We start from the raw sequence: 16,855 nt of genomic DNA on the forward strand, positions 1-16,855 counted from the left end.
GGATAGATTCACGCATCCAATGCCGAGTGCCGCCAAATGTTCATCTCGCCCGGGAGGCGTCCATAGATTGTCGTAGACGGTGAACGACCAGAAATTTTCCGCCGGAATGCCTTCGGGGAGCGTGACCTTGTATGTTCTGGCACCGTCGAAATGATTTTTGTCCGCGTCCGTCGTGGCGAGCAGGTATTGTGAGCCGATCCCAGGCAGACGCATCGCCATGGCCGGCGTAATGCCGGTTATGCCGTAGAAGAAATTTGTGCGCGCATCCATGGTACGATAGCCGGTCGGTGGGTAGGGTTTTACCCCTTCCGCGGTGATCATCGGGATCGGTGTTTCGAACTCGTAGCCGGTGTCGAACAGGAAATTGAACCAGGACGAATTGGGATAGTAGAACCAGTTCGGATCGCGCGGACTCATGAACAAGCTGCGCGAGGTCGCATTGGCAGTCGCGAGCGCCGCTGTCATGATCTTCTTCATCCGTTCGTCCGGAGAAAATTGCTTTCCCTTGATAATCCCGATCGACGCCAATGGCCCCATCAGTTCGGCATCGAGCGCGGTGGCGGGCTCGCTCTGGACCACTTCGTTCAGCAGTTCGAAGTAGCTCCAGTCGCTCGGCGGGATCGTGTTCACCACCATACCGCTACCCTCGTGGAAGACCGTCGCCGGAGGCGGTTTGATCTGCCCGAGTTTGGCCTTGCCGGAAAGGAAGGCGGCGATCGACGTTCCCACGCCACCCGGCTCGTAGGGGTAGACCTTGGTGGACTTGCGGATGATCTCGACGACCGGCTTGGGATCGCTGTGGTTGTCGAGAAAAGACCGGCCAAACCACAACACGGTGTTGGTTTTGGCATGGGCGATGTAAAAGCCGCCTTCCGGGAGCGGTCCGTTGTAGTCGGGCGGTACGATCAGATACCTGCCGCCTTCGCCGCGATCAGGTCCCGGCGCGCCGACATCGACCACCCAGCGAAACCACGCGTCCTGTACGGCTCCGAGGAATTCCGGCGGCGTCTCGAGCACCACGGGCCCCTTCGTAAGATCAAGGTAACCCATCACATAAATCGTGTCGGCGTTCGCCGTCAGGAACAGGGACTTGGCATCCATCAGGTCGGAGAAGACGAGAACCTCGTTTTCCTTGACTCCGATGCTTTGTAGCCCATTGCGCAGCGCACGGATGCTGACACCGCGCATATTGTCCATGAAGGCGCGGTAGGCGTAGGTGAAGTCAAGGTTGTCGTAGAGTTTGGCGGTGCTTTCCCTTGTCGGCACCCCATCCTTGAATTCCAGCTTACCGATCGGAGTTTCGACGGCATCTGGCGTTGAGATAGACCCGGGTATGGCCGGCGACGTCTGGGCCGACGCAATTGCCGCTTGTGTGGCAAGGATCATCATGCTTGCGGTTATGGAATGCCTGATCATTGAATCCTCCGCGTGGGTGCACAATTCAAACTTGGGGACACGACATCGGCCGTCACAGTGCACCGACCGTCCGCCTGGGCACTCAATGCTGTTTCTCAGACTGCCGCGTCAAAGCTGGTAGTGGGATGTCGCCATGGCCGAACTGGTTCCTGCAATCCCCCGGTGTCGCATTGAAGGGACGTTAGATAGCCGACCCATGCTTTGTTGCGCCGATGGGAACCGATGAACGCGCTATCATGTGCATCGGATTGCCGCCTTTTCAATAGCAAAACTTGAAGTAGTGATTTTCCGGCGGGTGAGGTGGAGGGAGGCGCTGCGGAGGCGGCGTCACGGACGGCGACGAGCCTGATCTCCAACATCCCTGGGGCAAGGGTACCCTCGAAGGCCAGACGCGTCGTCGAGACAACCGCTTCTCGTCGCCAGCCTGCGGCCGATCGGTGCCCCCCTCGGGCTTCCGTCTGTCAAATGCCCGGCGAAATCAGCGAGCCCGTAGCTTCCCCAACCGCCGCACCCGTCACCACAGCCCGGCCCCCCTCCATCCGCACCTTGCCCTCCGCGAACAGCCTCAGCGCCAGCGGATAAGCCTTGTGCTCAACGGTGAGCACCCGCGCGGCCAGGTCGGCCGGCGTGTCGCCGGAAAGCACCGGCACCGCCGCCTGGACGATCTGCGGGCCTTCGTCCATGCCTTCCGTCACGAAATGCACGGTGCAGCCGGCGAGCTTCATGCCGGCCTCTATGGCGCGGCGGTGGGTGTCGAGGCCGGGGAAGAGCGGTAGCAGCGAGGGGTGGATGTTGAGGATCCTGCCCTCGTGGCGCGAGATGAAGCGGCCGGAGAGCAGGCGCATGTAGCCGGCGAGGCAGACGATGTCGGGCTGCTGGCGGTCGAGTTCGGCGAGGATCGCCTCCTCGTGCGCCTCTTTCGAGGCGAAATCCTTGCGCGCAAAGACGAAGGTGGGGATGCCGAGGGCTTCGGCCTTTGCGAGTCCGCCGGCGTCGGCCTTGTCGGAGAAGACGGCGACGATCTCGGCCGGGAAGGCCGGGTCGGCGCAGGCTTCCGCGAGCCTCACCATGTTCGAGCCGCTGCCGGAGATGAAGGCCGCGACGCGCTTGCGGGAGAGGCCTGCGCTCATAGGGCGAGGGTGCCCTTGTAGCTTGTGCCGGCTTCGCCTTCCGTCCGCGCCACCATGCGGCCGAGCGTGAAGACGCTCTCGCCCTCGGCGGCAAGCACGGCGCCGACGCGTTCGACGTCTTCGGCGGCAACCACGGCGATCATGCCGACGCCGCAGTTGAAGGTGCGCAGCATCTCGGTTGCGGCCACGCCGCCGGTCTTGGACAGCCAGGAGAAGACGGCCGGCGCCTTCACCGCGTCGAGGTCGATCTCGGCTGCGAGGTGCTTGGGCAGCACGCGCGGAATGTTTTCGGGAAAGCCGCCGCCGGTGATGTGGGCGAGGGCCTTGATCGCGCCGGTCTCGCGGATCGCCTTCAAAAGCGGTTTCACATAGATCTTCGTCGGCGTCATCAGCGCTTCCGCCAGCGTCTTGCCTTCTGCGAACGGGGCAGGGGCGTCCCAGCCGAGGCCGGAGAGGGAGACGATCTTGCGCACCAGCGAATAACCGTTGGAATGGACGCCGGAGGAGGCGAGCCCGAGGATGACGTCGCCTTCGGCGATGTCGCCGGCCGGCAGCAGTTTTCCGCGCTCGGCGGCACCCACAGCGAAGCCGGCGAGATCGTAGTCGCCGCCGGCATACATGCCGGGCATCTCGGCCGTCTCGCCGCCGATCAGCGCGCAGCCGGCCTGGCGGCAGCCCTCGGCAATGCCGCCGACGATCGCGGCCCCCTGGTCGGGGTCGAGCTTGCCGGTGGCGAAGTAGTCGAGGAAGAACAGGGGCTCCGCGCCCTGCACGACGAGGTCGTTGACGCACATGGCGACGAGGTCGATGCCGACGGTGTCGTGCCTGTCGGCGTCGATCGCGATCTTCAGCTTGGTGCCGACGCCGTCATTGGCGGCGACCAGCACCGGATCGGTGAAACCCGCGGCCTTGAGGTCGAACAGGCCGCCGAAGCCGCCGATCTCGCCGTCGGCGCCGGGGCGGCGGGTGGAGCGGACGGCCGGCTTGATCTTCTCGACCAGCAGGTTGCCCGCGTCGATGTCGACGCCCGCATCGCTGTAGGTCAGGCCGTTTCTGTCAGACTGGCTCATCGTCCGCTCTCCGCTTTCTGGCAATGGCGCCCGATTGGCACGTCGGGGCGACAAGTGCAAGCGCAATGCCCCGGCATGCGGCCTTTTTCACGGTTTTGCCGGACGCTGCGGGCCCCGGGCGAGGCCGGCCCGTCTCCGCTCCCGGCCGCCGCAACCTTGACCATGCTCTGCGCAACGGCCTATCTCAGTACGGCAACGGATTTCAGGCAAGGGAAGATATGGTGAAGGCTTACGAAAGCGCGCGGCAGAAGAGCAAGGTCGCACCCGTCGAGGCCGGGCCTGCCGAGCCTGTCGGGGGCGCCGGTTCCGGCACGGGCCATGTCAGCGGCGCCGGGCTGAAGCGGCAGGTGATCTTCTGGCTGCTGGCGCTGGCCGCCGTCGTGGTCTTCCTGATGGTGTTCAGTTCCATCCTGCTGCCCTTCGTCGCCGGCATGGCGCTCGCCTATTTCCTCGATCCCGTCGCCGACCGGCTGGAGCGCCTCGGCCTCAGCCGCACCATGGCCACCGTCGTCATCCTGATCGCCTTCGTCATCATCTTCGCCTTGTCGCTGATGATCGTCATCCCGCTGCTGGCGACGCAGGCGTCCGACCTTCTCTCCAAGCTGCCGGACTATATCTCCCAGCTGCAGTCGCTGGTCACGAGCTTCAATCCCGAGATCCTGCCGCCCTGGGTCTCGAGCCAGATGGGCACGATCAAGGAGGGCTTCGGCAGCGTGCTCGCCGAGGGCGCCGGCTTCCTCGGCACGGTGTTCAAGCAGATCTGGAATTCCGGCCTGGCGCTGGTGGACATCGCCTCGTTGCTGGTCGTTACGCCGGTGGTCGCCTTCTACCTGCTTCTCGACTGGGACCGGATGATCGCCAAGGTGGACAGCTGGATCCCCCGCGAGCACGTCACGACCGTGCGCGAGCTTGCGACCGAGATGGACACGGCGATCGCCGGCTTCGTCCGCGGCCAGGGCTCGATCTGCATCATCCTCGGCCTCTACTACGGCATCGGGCTGACCGGGGTGGGGCTGAATTTCGGCCTGCTGATCGGCCTCTTCGCCGGCCTCATCAGCTTCATCCCCTATGTCGGGTCCATGGTCGGCCTGGTGCTGTCCGTCGGCGTCGCCATCGTGCAGTTCTGGCCCGATTACCTGTGGATCGGCGCGGTGCTCGCGATCTTCTTCTCCGGCCAGTTCATCGAGGGCAACATCCTGCAGCCGAAGCTGGTCGGCTCGCAGGTGGGGCTGCACCCGGTCTGGCTGATGTTCGCGCTGTTCGCCTTCGGTGCGCTGTTCGGCTTCGTCGGCCTGCTCGTCGCCGTCCCCGCCTCGGCCGCGATCGGCGTGCTTGTCCGCTTCGGCCTGCGGCGGTACCTTGACAGCGACCTCTATCACGGTCAGGGCAGTCCGCCCGTCGTCCGCAAGCCAGCCGTCCGCAAGAAGGAAGCGGCAACCGGGCGCAAGCCGTAACGAGTAGCCGCATGAAACCGTCGAAGCCCGCAGAACAGCTGCCGCTGGAGTTCCAGCACGTCCCCTCGTCCGGGCGGGACGACCTTCTGGTATCGGACCCGCTGAGCGCGGCGATATCGGTGGTCGATTCCTGGCCGAACTGGCCTTCTCCGGTGGTGATCCTCGCCGGCCCCATCGGCTCGGGCAAGACGCACCTTGCCGCCATCTGGCGGGAACGCTCGGGGGCGTCGCAGATCCATGCGCTCGAAGGCCGGGGCGCGGAGCAGGCCGCCGAGGCCGGCCCGGTGCTGTTCGAGGACGTCGATCGCGTCGGCTTCGACGACCGCACGCTCTTCCACGTGATCAACAATGTCCGCCAGAACGGCCATGCGCTCTTGATGACGTCCCGGCTCTGGCCGATGTCCTGGCCGGTGACGCTGCCCGATCTGCGTTCGCGGCTGAAGGCGGCAACCGTCGTCGAGATCGGCGAACCGGACGACGAACTGCTCTCGCAGGTGATCGTCAAGCTCTTCGCCGACCGCCAGCTCTTCGTCGACGACCGCCTCGTCGCCTACATGGTCGCCCGGATGGAACGCTCGCTCGACGCTGCCCAGAAGGCGGTGGAACGGCTCGACCGGCTGGCGCTCGCGCGCGGCAGCCGCATCACCCGCGCGCTCGCGCAGGAGGTCCTGGGCGAGATGACCGGCGCCGATGCGCCTGGTCCCGGGGATTGACTGTCACAGAAGCGTCGTCAAACTGCTTTACGAGCCTCGAACAAAAACAACAGGGCGGTGGTCGAAATGGATGCTGTTACGTCTGAAGCAGAAAACGCGGAGCGCAAGGCGGACGATCTTTCCGACGCCACCCGGGAGCTGATGCAGAGCCCCGAGCGCTTCGTCAATCGCGAGTTCTCCTGGCTCCAGTTCAATCGGCGCGTGCTCGAGGAAACACTGAACACGGCGCACCCGCTGCTCGAGCGTGTGCGCTTCCTGTCGATCTCGGCAGCCAATCTCGATGAGTTCTTCATGGTCCGCGTCGCCGGGCTGGAGGGTCAGGTCCGCCAGGGCATCGCCATCCGCAGCCCGGACGGCAAGACGTCCGCCGAGCAGCTGGACGATATCCTGAAGGAAATCGACAACCTGCAGATGGAGCAGCAGGCCTCGCTCGCCGTCCTGCAGCAGTATCTCGCCAAGGAAGACATCGTCATCGTCCGCCCATCGGCGCTGAAGGGCGACGACCGCAACTGGCTCGCCCAGGAGTTCGAGCAGTCGATCTTTCCCGTCCTGACGCCGCTGTCGATCGATCCGGCCCACCCGTTCCCGTTCATCCCCAATCTCGGCTTCTCGATGGGGCTGCAGCTCGTCAGCAAGAGGGAGCGCGAGCCGATGACGGCGCTGCTGCGCCTGCCGCCGGCGCTCGACCGCTTCATCCGCCTGCCCGACGACGGCGCGACGATCCGCTACATCACCCTGGAGGACGCCGTCAGCCTGTTCATCGACCGCCTGTTCCCGGGCTATGAAGTGCAGGGCTCGGGCACCTTCCGCATCATCCGCGACAGCGACATCGAGGTCGAGGAGGAGGCGGAAGATCTCGTGCGCTTCTTCGAGACGGCGCTGAAGCGCCGCCGCCGCGGCTCGGTGATCCGCATCGAGACCGATTCGGAGATGCCGGCGTCGCTGCGCCAGTTCGTCGTCAACGAACTCGGCGTGCCGGAAAACCGCGTGGCGGTGCTGCCGGGCCTTCTGGCGCTCAACACGCTGTCGGAAATCACCAAGGCCCCGCGCGCCGATCTTCGGTTCGAGCCCTACAATGCCCGATTTCCCGAACGCGTCCGCGAGCACGCCGGCGACTGCTTCGCCGCCATCCGCGAGAAGGACATGGTGGTCCATCACCCTTACGAATCCTTCGATGTGGTGGTCCAGTTCCTGCTCCAGGCTGCGCGCGATCCTGAGGTCGTGGCGATAAAGCAGACGCTCTATCGCACCTCCAACGACAGCCCGATCGTGCGCGCGCTGATCGACGCGGCCGAGGCCGGAAAGTCGGTCACCGCACTGGTGGAGCTCAAGGCCCGCTTCGACGAGGAGGCCAACATCCGCTGGGCCCGCGACCTCGAACGCGCCGGCGTGCAGGTCGTCTTCGGCTTCATCGAGCTCAAGACGCACGCCAAGATGTCGCTGGTCGTCCGTCGCGAGGAGGGCAGGCTGCGCAGCTACTGCCATCTCGGCACCGGCAACTACCATCCGGTCACGGCGAAGATCTATACCGACCTGTCCTTCTTCACCTGCAGCCCGTCGATCGCCCACAACATGGCGAATATCTTCAACTTCATCACCGGCTACGGCGAGCCCGAGCGCGACATGGAGATCGCCGTCTCCCCGCATACGCTGCGCCCGCGCATCCTCCAGCACATCGAGGAGGAGATCGTGCACGCCGAGAACGGCCTGCCCGCCGCGATCTGGATGAAGATGAACTCGCTGGTGGACCCGGAGATCATCGATGCGCTCTACCGCGCCAGCCAGGCGGGCGTGGAGGTCGATCTCGTGGTGCGCGGCATCTGCTGCCTGCGTCCCCAGGTCCCGGGCCTGTCGGACAATATCCGCGTCAAGTCCATCGTCGGCCGCTTCCTCGAGCATTCCCGCATCTTCTGCTTCGGCAACGGCCGTGGGCTTCCCTCCGACAAGGCGCTCGTCTATATAGGCTCGGCGGATCTGATGCCGCGCAACCTGGATCGGCGTGTCGAGACGCTCGTTCCCCTGACCAACCACACTGTGCACGAACAGGTTCTATCGCAGATCATGCTTGGCAATCTGATCGACAACCAGCAGAGCTACGAGATCCTGTCGGACGGGACGTCGCGGCGCATGCAGGTGCCGCAGGGAACCGAACCGTTCAATGCGCAGCAATATTTCATGACGAACCCCAGCCTGTCGGGCCGGGGGGAGGCTCTGAAGTCCAGCGCGCCGAAGGCGATCGCCGGCTGGAAGAGCCAGCGCAAACGGTAAAACTGGATTTGCATGGTTGAATCTGAAGCGCAGGGGCGCCTGCCAGGGATCGCCCCGGTGTCCGTGGTGGATATCGGGTCCAACTCCGTCCGCCTCGTCATCTACGAGGGGATGAGTCGCGCGCCGGCCATTCTCTTCAACGAAAAGGTGATGTGCGGCCTTGGCAAGGGGCTGGCGAAGACCGGCCGCATGGACGATGCCAGCGTTGAGCGGGCGCTGGCCGCGCTGCATCGCTTCAAGGCGCTGTCGAAGCAGGCGCGGGCGACGCGGATGTATGCGCTTGCCACCGCCGCCGCCCGCGAGGCGGAAAATGGCCCGGCCTTCATCGAACGCGCCGAGGAAATCCTCGAACACAAGGTGCGCGTGCTCTCCGGCACCGAGGAGGCCTATTTCTCCGCGCTCGGCATCATCAGCGGCTTCCACGATCCGGACGGCATCGTCGGCGACCTCGGCGGCGGCTCGCTGGAGCTCGTCGATGTTTCAGGGGACGCGATCGGCACCGGGATGACCCTGCCGCTCGGCGGCATTCGCCTGTCGGAAAGCTCGGGCGGTTCGGTGGCGCAGGCGCGTGTCATCGCCCGCCGTTATCTGAAGACGGCGGGCCTGCTCAAGCGCGGTCAGGGGCGCACCTTCTATGCCGTCGGCGGCACCTGGCGCTCGCTCGCCAAGCTGCACATGGAACTGAACAACTACCCCCTGCACATGATGCAGGGCTACGAGATCTCCTACGACCGGGCGATGGACTTTCTCACCTACGTCGTCACCACCAAGGACACCAAGGATCCGGCCTACGCCGCCATCTCCAAGAACCGCCGCAACCTTCTGCCCTACGGCGCCGTCGCCATGCAGGAGACGATCGCGCTGATGCGCCCGTCGAAAGTGTCCTTTTCCTCGCAAGGCGTGCGCGAGGGCTATCTCTATTCGCTTCTGCCCGAGAAGGAGAAGCAGCGCGACCCGCTGCTGGCGGCGGCGGAGGAACTGGCGATCCTGCGCGCCCGCTCGCCCGAGCATGCCCGCGAACTGGCGGACTGGACCGGCCGCGTCATGCCGCAGTTCGGCATCGAGGAAACCGCGCAGGAGGCGCGCTACCGTCGGGCCGCCTGCCTGCTCGCCGATATCAGCTGGCGCGCCCATCCCGACTACCGCGGCCTGCAGGCGCTCAACATCATCTCGCACGGCACCTTCACCGGCATCACCCATTCCGGCCGCGCCTATATCGCACTGGCCAACTACTACCGTTTCGAGGGCCTCTACGACGACGGCGCCACCAGCCCGCTGGCGGCGATCGCCACGCCGCGCATGTTGATGCTCTCCAAGCTGCTCGGCGGCCTCCTGCGCATCGTCTACCTGTTCTCCGCCTCCATGCCCGGCGTCGTCCCCAGATTGCAGGTCCGCCCGTCGATCGCCCCGGACACCGACCTCGACTTTGTCGTCCCCGCCGAATACGCCGATTTCTCCGGCGAACGCATCGAGGGCCGGCTGCAGCAACTGGCCAAGCTCACAGGGCTGAAATTGGCGTTCAGGTTCGAGTGACGGTGCGCACCTGTTCCGGACGAACCTTGGCGGCAACGGGACGAACCTTGGCGGCAACGGGACGAAGAAGGCTGCAATCTAACCCGGGCCGACACCAATGCGCGGGCGCGAATCTGAAAGATGGCGACGCGCGTTAGAGCCCGGCTGCCTTGCGCAAATCGTCGTTCATCCGGCTCTGCCAGCCTTTTCCGGTGGCTTTGTAATGATCGACAATATCAGGGTCGAGCCGGATAGTGACCGGCGTCTTCGTCTGTTCAGCCTTGGGGCGACCGCGGATCGCTCTCTCCATCTTCTCCGCAATTTCCGGGAAGGCGTCCTTGAAGGGCCGCGCCTGCTTCATCTCCTCCTCCGTCAGTGGCGGATTATCGGAGACGGCGTCCCAGTCCTCTTTCGCGTAACCGCGTCCAGGCTGGAATTCCTCTGGGGTCTGGATTTTGCTGGCCATCAGAGCAGGCTCCTTTCGTCCTTGCGGGCAGGGCGCATCGAAATGACGGAAAGCGCCTCGGTGCCGAGCGTCAAGAAGATCACGACGACGGTGCCGTCCCGCAGACGGCCGATCGCCTTGGAGCGTCCATCCTTCGCCGGGATCACGACCGAGGCAAGGAAGAACTCGAGGGACAGTGCGGTGAAGTCGAGGCCGTGCTTTTCGAGGTTGGCAACGCGCTTCGGTTCGTCCCACACGATCTTCATAAAATGTATGTACGATAATTCATGTCATCGGGCAATGAATATTGTATGTACGAAAATGAGGCTCCCGCGAAGGGGCGGGAGCCTCCTGTCCTTGTCACTCAGCCTTCAGCAACTCGCCCACTTCCAGAAGCACGAACTCGTTGTCGTCGGCCTTGTCGAGCGAACGGCCGGCGGAGAAGGGCAGGTTGTTGTCGTTGCCCACGACGATGTGGGTCACGTCCACGCGGTCGACGTTCTCGATCGTGACGAACGGCATATCGTAGAAGCCGTCGCCGCCGCCCTGGCGCTTCTTGTTGTCGGGGTCGGCGATCTTGAGCAGGTCGATATAGCCGATCTTGCGCACGGCCTTGCCGACGTTCTCCCCGGTCATGGCGATCTTGTAGATCCGCTTCACCTTGGAGGCGACGGCGAAGCAGTCGGGCTTAGGCTCCTTCGGATCGGCGCAGGCCCTGTCCGCCGTGCCGGCGCCGTTGTCGCGCTCGATCACCAGCGCCGTCGTTTCGTCCAGCATGTTGAAGTCGCCGATCGCCTCGCCGCCCTCGGCCAGCGGATAGAGCCAGCTGCGGCCGGTCCAGGCCTTGGAGGCTACGTCGAGCTCGATGATGCGCAGCGCCGGGCGGCCGTCCGCCTGCTCGACGCTCTCGTTGTCGGTCCAGATCGGGCCTTCCAGCAGGCCGTAGAGCTTGGTGCCGTCCTTCGACAGGGCAAGGCCCTCATAGCCGCCGGAGCGCTTGAGGTTGAAGGCCGGCATCTGCTTGGAGGGATCGGCCTGGACTGTGAGCGTCGGATTGTCCGGCGAGGTCACCGGCTTGCCGTCGACTTCCGTGGCGATCACATCGGTCAGCCTGCCCTCGAGGTCGAACTTCAGAATGTAGGGACCGAATTCCTCGCCGATCCAGAAGCCGTCGGCGACCGGCTGGATCGATTCGACGTCGAAGTCGGCGCCGGTGAGGTAGCGCTTCCCGGCGCCTTCCATGACGATCGGGAAGGGCGCCTTCCGGTCCGGGTCGGAGAGGAATACGGTCCTGACCGGTTCCAGCGTACCCTTGTCCCAGTCGAGGCGGATGTTGTGGATCATCAGCATGGCGTCGGAGGAGTTGAGCTTGCTGCCGAAGCCGTTGTCCGACAGCGACCAGAAGGTGCCGTCGTCCATGGTCTTGATGCCGGAGAAGCCCTGCATCGGCTGGCCGTCGAAGGGAAGCGCCAGGCCCGTCTCGCGCACGCCGTCCTTGCCCATGACGGTGCCGGGCGTCTCGGCGCGCTTGCGGTCGGCGGTGGAGAACTTGCCGGACGTCTTCAGGTAGTCGGCGGCGTCTGCCGGGGCGGCAATGATCGTGTTGGCCGGCAGGATCGCGTGCGCCTTCAGCGTGGCCGAAAATTCCTTCTCCTCGGCAAGGGCGGCGCCCGCCATCAGAAGCGAAAGGGCAGCGGTGGTCAGCAAGGTTCTGGTCATCGAAGGGTCCCCATTGGGTTGGCATTGCGAGCAACCCGATAGGAGGACCGCGTGAACGCGGCTTGACAGTTGCTTGAAGCTTTCGTGACCGTCCCCAGAGGCGGGGCCGGGTCAGGTGTCTGCCGGGGCAATCGCCGATGCAACCGCCCTTCTGCCCCGCCGGGCATCTCCGGCAATGGGGGGAGGTCCGCTGCATGCGCCCGCCGAATGGCAATCTCGGCGACGCGTCCGGGTTAGTCCCTCTCCCTTGTGGGGAAGGTGGGGAGGGTGGGGAGGGGTTTTCCGCGTCCCCGCCGGATCATCGCCGGCCGGCGTCGGTCACCCGGCCGCGGAAGCCGCCCAGCGATACTGTGCGTCGGTCTGCACGGCGCCCGGCCGGACCGCGCGGATGCGCTTCAACGCCGCCTCGGGCGCCTCGCCGCGCTCGACCAGCAGCCGCAGCGCCACCATGCCGGCGCGGCCGTGGCCGCCATGGCAGTGGACGAGGACCGCGCCGCCCTCGTCGAGGATCTCGTGCAACTGCGCCGACAGGCCGGGCCATTCCACGAGCCCGCCGCCGGTCGGCCCGCCGAAGTCACGGATCGGGAAATGGAACCAGCCGATGCCGCGGGCGGCGAGCCTGAGCCCGAGGTCCTCGCAGCCGCGCGCCACCATCTCGCTGCGATCGGTCATGGAGACGACCGTCTGCGCGCCCCAGTCCGAGATCGCCTGCAGGTCGCCGTCATAGGCGTCGTTGCGGCCCGGGATGCGGCTGATGCCGATCCGCCCGCCGTCCACAAGCGCTACGGTCGCGATCCTGAAGGGTTCCACCGTGTCCATGACGGTATTGTACGCGTTTGCCGGATGTCGCGAAACGCTGATCGCGAAGCCATTGGCGCCCGCCCATGGCAAGTCGCACGAGCGCGGTCGCGGCGAGCGGACGAAAGCCGTGCCGTCAGGAAGCGAAACCGCTCCCTAAAGCTCGACCGCCTCGATCTTCTTGTTGACGAAGCGCAGGCCCACCTTGCCGCCGATCAGGTCGAGGGCGACGTTGCCGAACAGCTCCCGCCGCCACCCGTGCAGCGCGGGGACCTCGGCGTCCTCGCCGTCGATGGCGATCTTCTCCAGGTCGTCGCTGTTGGCGATGATCTTGGCGGCGACGCCCTGCTTCTCGGAGACGAGCTTCAACAGCACCTTGAGCATCTCGCTGGCGGCGGCGGCGCCCTCGGGCACGTGCGGCTGGCGGGGCAGGCGGGGCAGGTCCGTCTTCGGCGTGTCCAGCGCCTCGCGGATCGCCTCCAGCAGCGCTGAACCCGACTGCGAGCGTTCCCAGCCCTTGGGGATCGTGCGAAGCCGCCCGAGCGCCTCGGCGTCGGCCGGCTGCTGCTGGGCGATCTCGTAGATCGTGTCGTCCTTGATAATGCGCGAGCGCGGCACGTTGCGCCCGCGCGCCTCTCGTTCCCGCCAGGCCGCGACCTTTTGCAGGACAAGCAGTTCCATTGGTTTCTTCACCCGCATCTTCAGCCGCCGCCAGGCGTCATCAGGGTGGATGTCGTAGGTGCCGGGCGCCTCCAGAACCGCCATCTCCTCGGCGACCCAGAGGCTGCGGTCGTCCTGTTCCAGCCTGGCCTTCAGGAACTGGTAGACGTCGCGCAGGTGGGTGACGTCGGCCAGCGCGTATTCGAGCTGCTTGTCCGTCAGCGGCCGGCGGCTCCAGTCGGTGAAGCGCGACGACTTGTCGATCTGCACGCCCTTGGTCTTCTGCACCAGCTGGTCGTAGGAGACGCTGTCGCCGAAGCCGCAGACCATGGCGGCGACCTGGGTGTCGAAGATCGGATGCGGGATCAGCTTGCCGAGATTGTAGATGATCTCCAGGTCCTGCCGGGCGGCATGGAACACCTTGACGACGCTGCTGTCGGCCATCAGCGCGAAGAAGGGGGCGAGATCGATGCCCTTGGCCATCGGATCGACGATCACCGCCGTCTCGGGGCCCGCCATCTGGATCAGGCAAAGCTCCGGCCAGAAGGTGGTCTCGCGCAGGAATTCCGTATCGATGGTCAGGTAGTCGGACTTTGCGAGCAGCGCACAGGCTTCGGCCAGGGCTGCGGTTGTTTCGATGATCTGCATCAATCTGCTCGGGCGACGGCTGGTTTCAAAGATCAGATGATTTACCCGCTCCACCATTTTGCCACAATCAAAAACTGCGGACGGCGCTCAGGTTACCGTAACGTAACTGCTCATGCCGGTCTTCTGGTGCTCGATGATGTGGCAATGGAGCATCCACTGGCCGGGATTGTCGGCGACGAGCGCGAGGTCGACGGTCTCGTCAGGCTGCAGCAGGATCGTGTCGGTGGCGTGACCGAGAAGCCGCGGCTGGTTGGAGGCGACGATGTGGAAGCTCATGCCGTGCAGGTGGACCGGGTGCGCATGCGGCGTGCGGTTGGCGACCCGGAAGACGTAGCTCCTGCCGAGCTTCAGCTCGGCCAGCGGCGCCACGCCGTCCGCCGTGTCGCCCGGCCAGGCGACCCTGTTGATCGCCCAGAACGTGTAGCCCAGCGAGCCGCAGATGCTTTCCCTCGCCCCGTGCTCGGCGGTGGCGGTGAATTCCATCGGGATGATCTCGGCAGCCTTGAGGTCGGCGACCGGGATCGGGTTGGAAGGCAGCGGCCCGGCGTCGTCGAGCGACCGTTTCGCACTCGCGCCGACCGCGCGGAACGTCGCGATCGTCCAAGGCGTGCTGCCCTTGACGTTGGTGAGCGTGGCGACCTCGCCCTCGCCATCCGGCATGCGCAGCACGAAGTCCAGCCGCTGGCCGGGGCCGACGTCCTGCAGGTCGAGCGGCACCGGCGCCTGCAGCGGATTGCCGTCGAGGGCGATCACCTTGCCCGCCCCGCCCGCAAGGGCGAGCCTGTAGATGCGGGTGACGTCGGTGGCGGCGATGCGGATGCGGACCAGCCCGCCCGCCGGCGCGTCATAGGCGGGCGCGGCGCGCCAGTTGGTGGTGCGCACCGTGCCGAAGGTGCCGCTGCGGGCGGCGTCGCGCGGCTTGAACGGGGCGATGAACTGGCCGTCGCCGCCGAGCCGGAAGTCGCGCAGGTTGAGCACGATCTCCGCGTCGAACACCGGATCGGCCGAGTCCTCGACGACGATGACGCCGGTCAGCCCGCGCCCCATCTGCGTCAGCGTGTTGCAGTGGGGGTGATACCAGAAGGTGCCGGCGTCGGGCGGGGTGAAGCGGTAGTCGAACGTATCGCCGGGATAGACATAGGGCTGCGTCATCTCCGGAACGCCGTCCATGGCGTTGGCGATCCTGAGACCGTGCCAGTGCACGGTGGTCGGCTCCTTCAGCCGATTCACCAGCCGCGCCGAGAAGTCCTCGCCCTTGCGCATCCGCAGCACCGGCGGCGCCCCTTCGCCCGCAGCACCGAGCCCGTAGGACATCATCCCCCCGGTCGCGGCCTCGCCGGTCAGGAGCGCACTGGACTCGTAGGCGACGAGGTCTTCCGGGGCGCCGGCGATCGCGCGGCGCACTGCGGGCAAGGCCAGCCCCGCGCCGTAGGCGCCGGCGGCGATCGCGGAACTCTTCAGAAGCGTGCGGCGGCTGATCGGCATGGGCGGGTCCCGGTCTTTGATGATGCTCCTGGAAGATGCTCCTGCATAATCCTGATCGGCGCACTCATCAATATGGCGGGCCGGAACCAGATGTCGCAGGCTCACCGCCTCTTGCCGCCGGGCCCTTTGCCGTTGCGCTCCGCGCCGGCGAGCTTGTTGAAGAAGGCCGAGGTGCGCAGGAGGTTGCGGAAGCGCCCGTGCCGCTGTTCGGCCGGCACGCCCGGCCGCGCGCCCATGCGCAGCACCGTGTAGGCCATGAACATCACCATGACCACGGCCATGTAGATGAACATCGCGTCCGGGCCGAAGATGTCGAGCAGCACCGAGGCGAACAGCGGCCCGATGATCGCGCCGATCGACCAGAAGAACAGCATGCCGGCGGAGACCAGCGCATGTTCGCCTTCGCCGGCATGGTCGTTGGCATGCGCCGAGCAGAGCGAGTAGAGCGGCATGGCAAACGCACCGAAGACGAAGATGCCGGCGAGGTTCATCCATTCGTCGCCGCCGGCGAAGATCGCCAGGAACAGGGCCGCGAGCGTGGCGCCGAGCGTGGCGACGAGGATGATCACGCGCCGGTCGAGCTTGTCCGAATAGAGCCCGAGCGGATATTGCAGCACCACGCCGCCGATGATGCCGGCGCTCATGAAGCTCGCGATCTCGGTCACCGACAGCCCGATCTCCTCGCCGTAGATAGGCCCGAGCGAGCGGAAGGCGGCGTTCGTCAGGCCGACGACGATGCAGCCGATCGTCGCCAGCGGCGAGATGTTCCAGAGCTTCTTGACGTCGAAGCGGATCGCCTCGGGCGCGACCGGCGCGGAGCGGTCGGCGAGCGAGATCGGCACCAGCGACAGCGTCAGCGCCATCGAGATGATGGCGAACAGCTGGAAGCCGCCGATGCCGACGCCCGGGATCAGATATTGCGCCGCCGTCACCGAGCCGAGGTCGACGAGGCGGTAGAGCGAGAGCGTGCGCGCCCGGTTGGCATTGGTGACGCTGGCGTTCAGCCAGCTCTCGACGGTCGCGAACAGGCTGGCGAAACAGAGCCCCGCGAGCAGCCGCATGAAGAACCAGAAGGTCGGGTCGATCACCAGAAGCATCGCGATCGCCGAGGCCGAGGCGATCGCCGCCATCGCCGAGAACGTGCGGATATGCCCGATCGCCCGCAGCACCCGGGTCACGTAGATGCAGCCGACCGCAAACCCGATGTTGTAGCCGGCGCCGACGAGGCCGATCAGCGAGGTCGAAAACCCCTCATGCGAGGCGCGCAGCGAAATGAAGGTCCCCTGCAGTCCGTTGCCGCCGATCAGGATGCCGGCGGTGATCAGAAGGGGAACGAGGGGGCGAATGTGGCTCATTCTGCTGCCGGGGAGGGGAATCGGGGCGCCGCACGGGGATAGCAATGTCTACAGGCGAAACCGTGCCCGCGACAGGGCAATTCCGGGCACCGGAGAAATATTTGCCGCCGCCGCAGGAAAGCCATGCGGGCGAACTCGGCAACAGTCTTAATATTAGTGTATACTAATAATATGGGGTCTTT

The 16,855-nt window shown here is 65.6% G+C and carries 14 protein-coding genes; 4 read left to right on the top strand and 10 right to left on the bottom strand.

The features are described 5' to 3' along the window. The 3 genes from OCK02_RS18335 to purM form a co-directional block, all read right to left on the bottom strand. Positions 1-1,416: DUF1254 domain-containing protein (locus OCK02_RS18335; protein WP_263814286.1), on the bottom strand; the 1,416-nt coding region annotated here is incomplete at its 3' end. 461 nt (positions 1,417-1,877) lie between these two features. Next, positions 1,878-2,546 carry a phosphoribosylglycinamide formyltransferase gene (gene purN, locus OCK02_RS18340; RefSeq protein ID WP_263814287.1) on the bottom strand — a complete coding sequence of 223 codons (669 nt, stop codon included), beginning with the start codon at positions 2,544-2,546 and terminating at the stop codon, positions 1,878-1,880. Beyond that, on the bottom strand, positions 2,543-3,616 hold the full coding sequence (purM, locus tag OCK02_RS18345; protein ID WP_263814288.1) for a phosphoribosylformylglycinamidine cyclo-ligase: 1,074 nt from the start codon (positions 3,614-3,616) through the stop codon (positions 2,543-2,545). Before purM ends, purN begins: the two co-directional genes overlap by 4 nt. A gap of 335 nt (positions 3,617-3,951) precedes the next feature. Here purM and OCK02_RS18350 point away from each other — a divergent pair, with 335 nt between their 5' ends. From OCK02_RS18350 to ppx, 4 genes are all read left to right on the top strand, one after another. Beyond that, positions 3,952-5,070, top strand: a complete 1,119-nt coding sequence (locus OCK02_RS18350; protein ID WP_230804420.1) for an AI-2E family transporter — start codon at positions 3,952-3,954, stop codon at positions 5,068-5,070. 11 nt (positions 5,071-5,081) lie between these two features. Further along, the gene (gene hdaA / locus OCK02_RS18355; protein ID WP_263814289.1) at positions 5,082-5,783 is read left to right on the top strand and encodes a DnaA regulatory inactivator HdaA; all 702 of its coding nucleotides are present in this window, start codon (positions 5,082-5,084) and stop codon (positions 5,781-5,783) included. A gap of 66 nt (positions 5,784-5,849) precedes the next feature. Further along, positions 5,850-8,051 carry an RNA degradosome polyphosphate kinase gene (locus OCK02_RS18360; protein ID WP_263814290.1) on the top strand — a complete coding sequence of 734 codons (2,202 nt, stop codon included), beginning with the start codon at positions 5,850-5,852 and terminating at the stop codon, positions 8,049-8,051. 12 nt (positions 8,052-8,063) lie between these two features. Further along, positions 8,064-9,584, top strand: coding sequence for an exopolyphosphatase (gene ppx / locus OCK02_RS18365; protein WP_263814291.1), 1,521 nt, complete (start codon positions 8,064-8,066; stop codon positions 9,582-9,584). A gap of 133 nt (positions 9,585-9,717) precedes the next feature. Here ppx and OCK02_RS18370 read toward each other — a convergent pair whose 3' ends face one another. From OCK02_RS18370 to OCK02_RS18400, 7 genes are all read right to left on the bottom strand, one after another. Beyond that, entirely contained in the window at positions 9,718-10,029 is a 312-nt protein-coding gene (locus OCK02_RS18370) for a BrnA antitoxin family protein (protein ID WP_263814292.1), read from the bottom strand. Then, a complete protein-coding gene (locus tag OCK02_RS18375; protein WP_263814293.1) occupies positions 10,029-10,274 on the bottom strand; it encodes a BrnT family toxin in 246 nt (81 codons plus the stop codon). The genes OCK02_RS18370 and OCK02_RS18375 overlap by 1 nt, the downstream gene beginning before the upstream one ends. A 94-nt stretch (positions 10,275-10,368) precedes the next feature. Next, positions 10,369-11,727: an esterase-like activity of phytase family protein gene (locus tag OCK02_RS18380; RefSeq protein WP_263814294.1), complete on the bottom strand. Its 1,359-nt coding sequence runs from the start codon at positions 11,725-11,727 to the stop codon at positions 10,369-10,371. Positions 11,728-12,045: 318 nt separating this feature from the next. Further along, the gene (locus OCK02_RS18385; protein ID WP_263814295.1) at positions 12,046-12,546 is read right to left on the bottom strand and encodes a protein-tyrosine phosphatase family protein; all 501 of its coding nucleotides are present in this window, start codon (positions 12,544-12,546) and stop codon (positions 12,046-12,048) included. 135 nt (positions 12,547-12,681) lie between these two features. Continuing rightward, the gene (gene rnd / locus OCK02_RS18390; RefSeq protein WP_263814479.1) at positions 12,682-13,827 is read right to left on the bottom strand and encodes a ribonuclease D; all 1,146 of its coding nucleotides are present in this window, start codon (positions 13,825-13,827) and stop codon (positions 12,682-12,684) included. Between the two features lie 93 nt (positions 13,828-13,920). Next, positions 13,921-15,318 (bottom strand): multicopper oxidase family protein, encoded by a 1,398-nt coding sequence (locus OCK02_RS18395; RefSeq protein ID WP_263814296.1) that lies wholly within the window; start codon positions 15,316-15,318, stop codon positions 13,921-13,923. A gap of 101 nt (positions 15,319-15,419) precedes the next feature. Beyond that, entirely contained in the window at positions 15,420-16,673 is a 1,254-nt protein-coding gene (locus OCK02_RS18400) for an MFS transporter (protein WP_263814297.1), read from the bottom strand. Between the last annotated feature and the right edge of the window lie 182 nt (positions 16,674-16,855).

Source organism: Rhizobium sp. TRM96647, assembly GCF_025780115.1.
Taxonomy (GTDB): domain Bacteria; phylum Pseudomonadota; class Alphaproteobacteria; order Rhizobiales; family Rhizobiaceae; genus Mycoplana.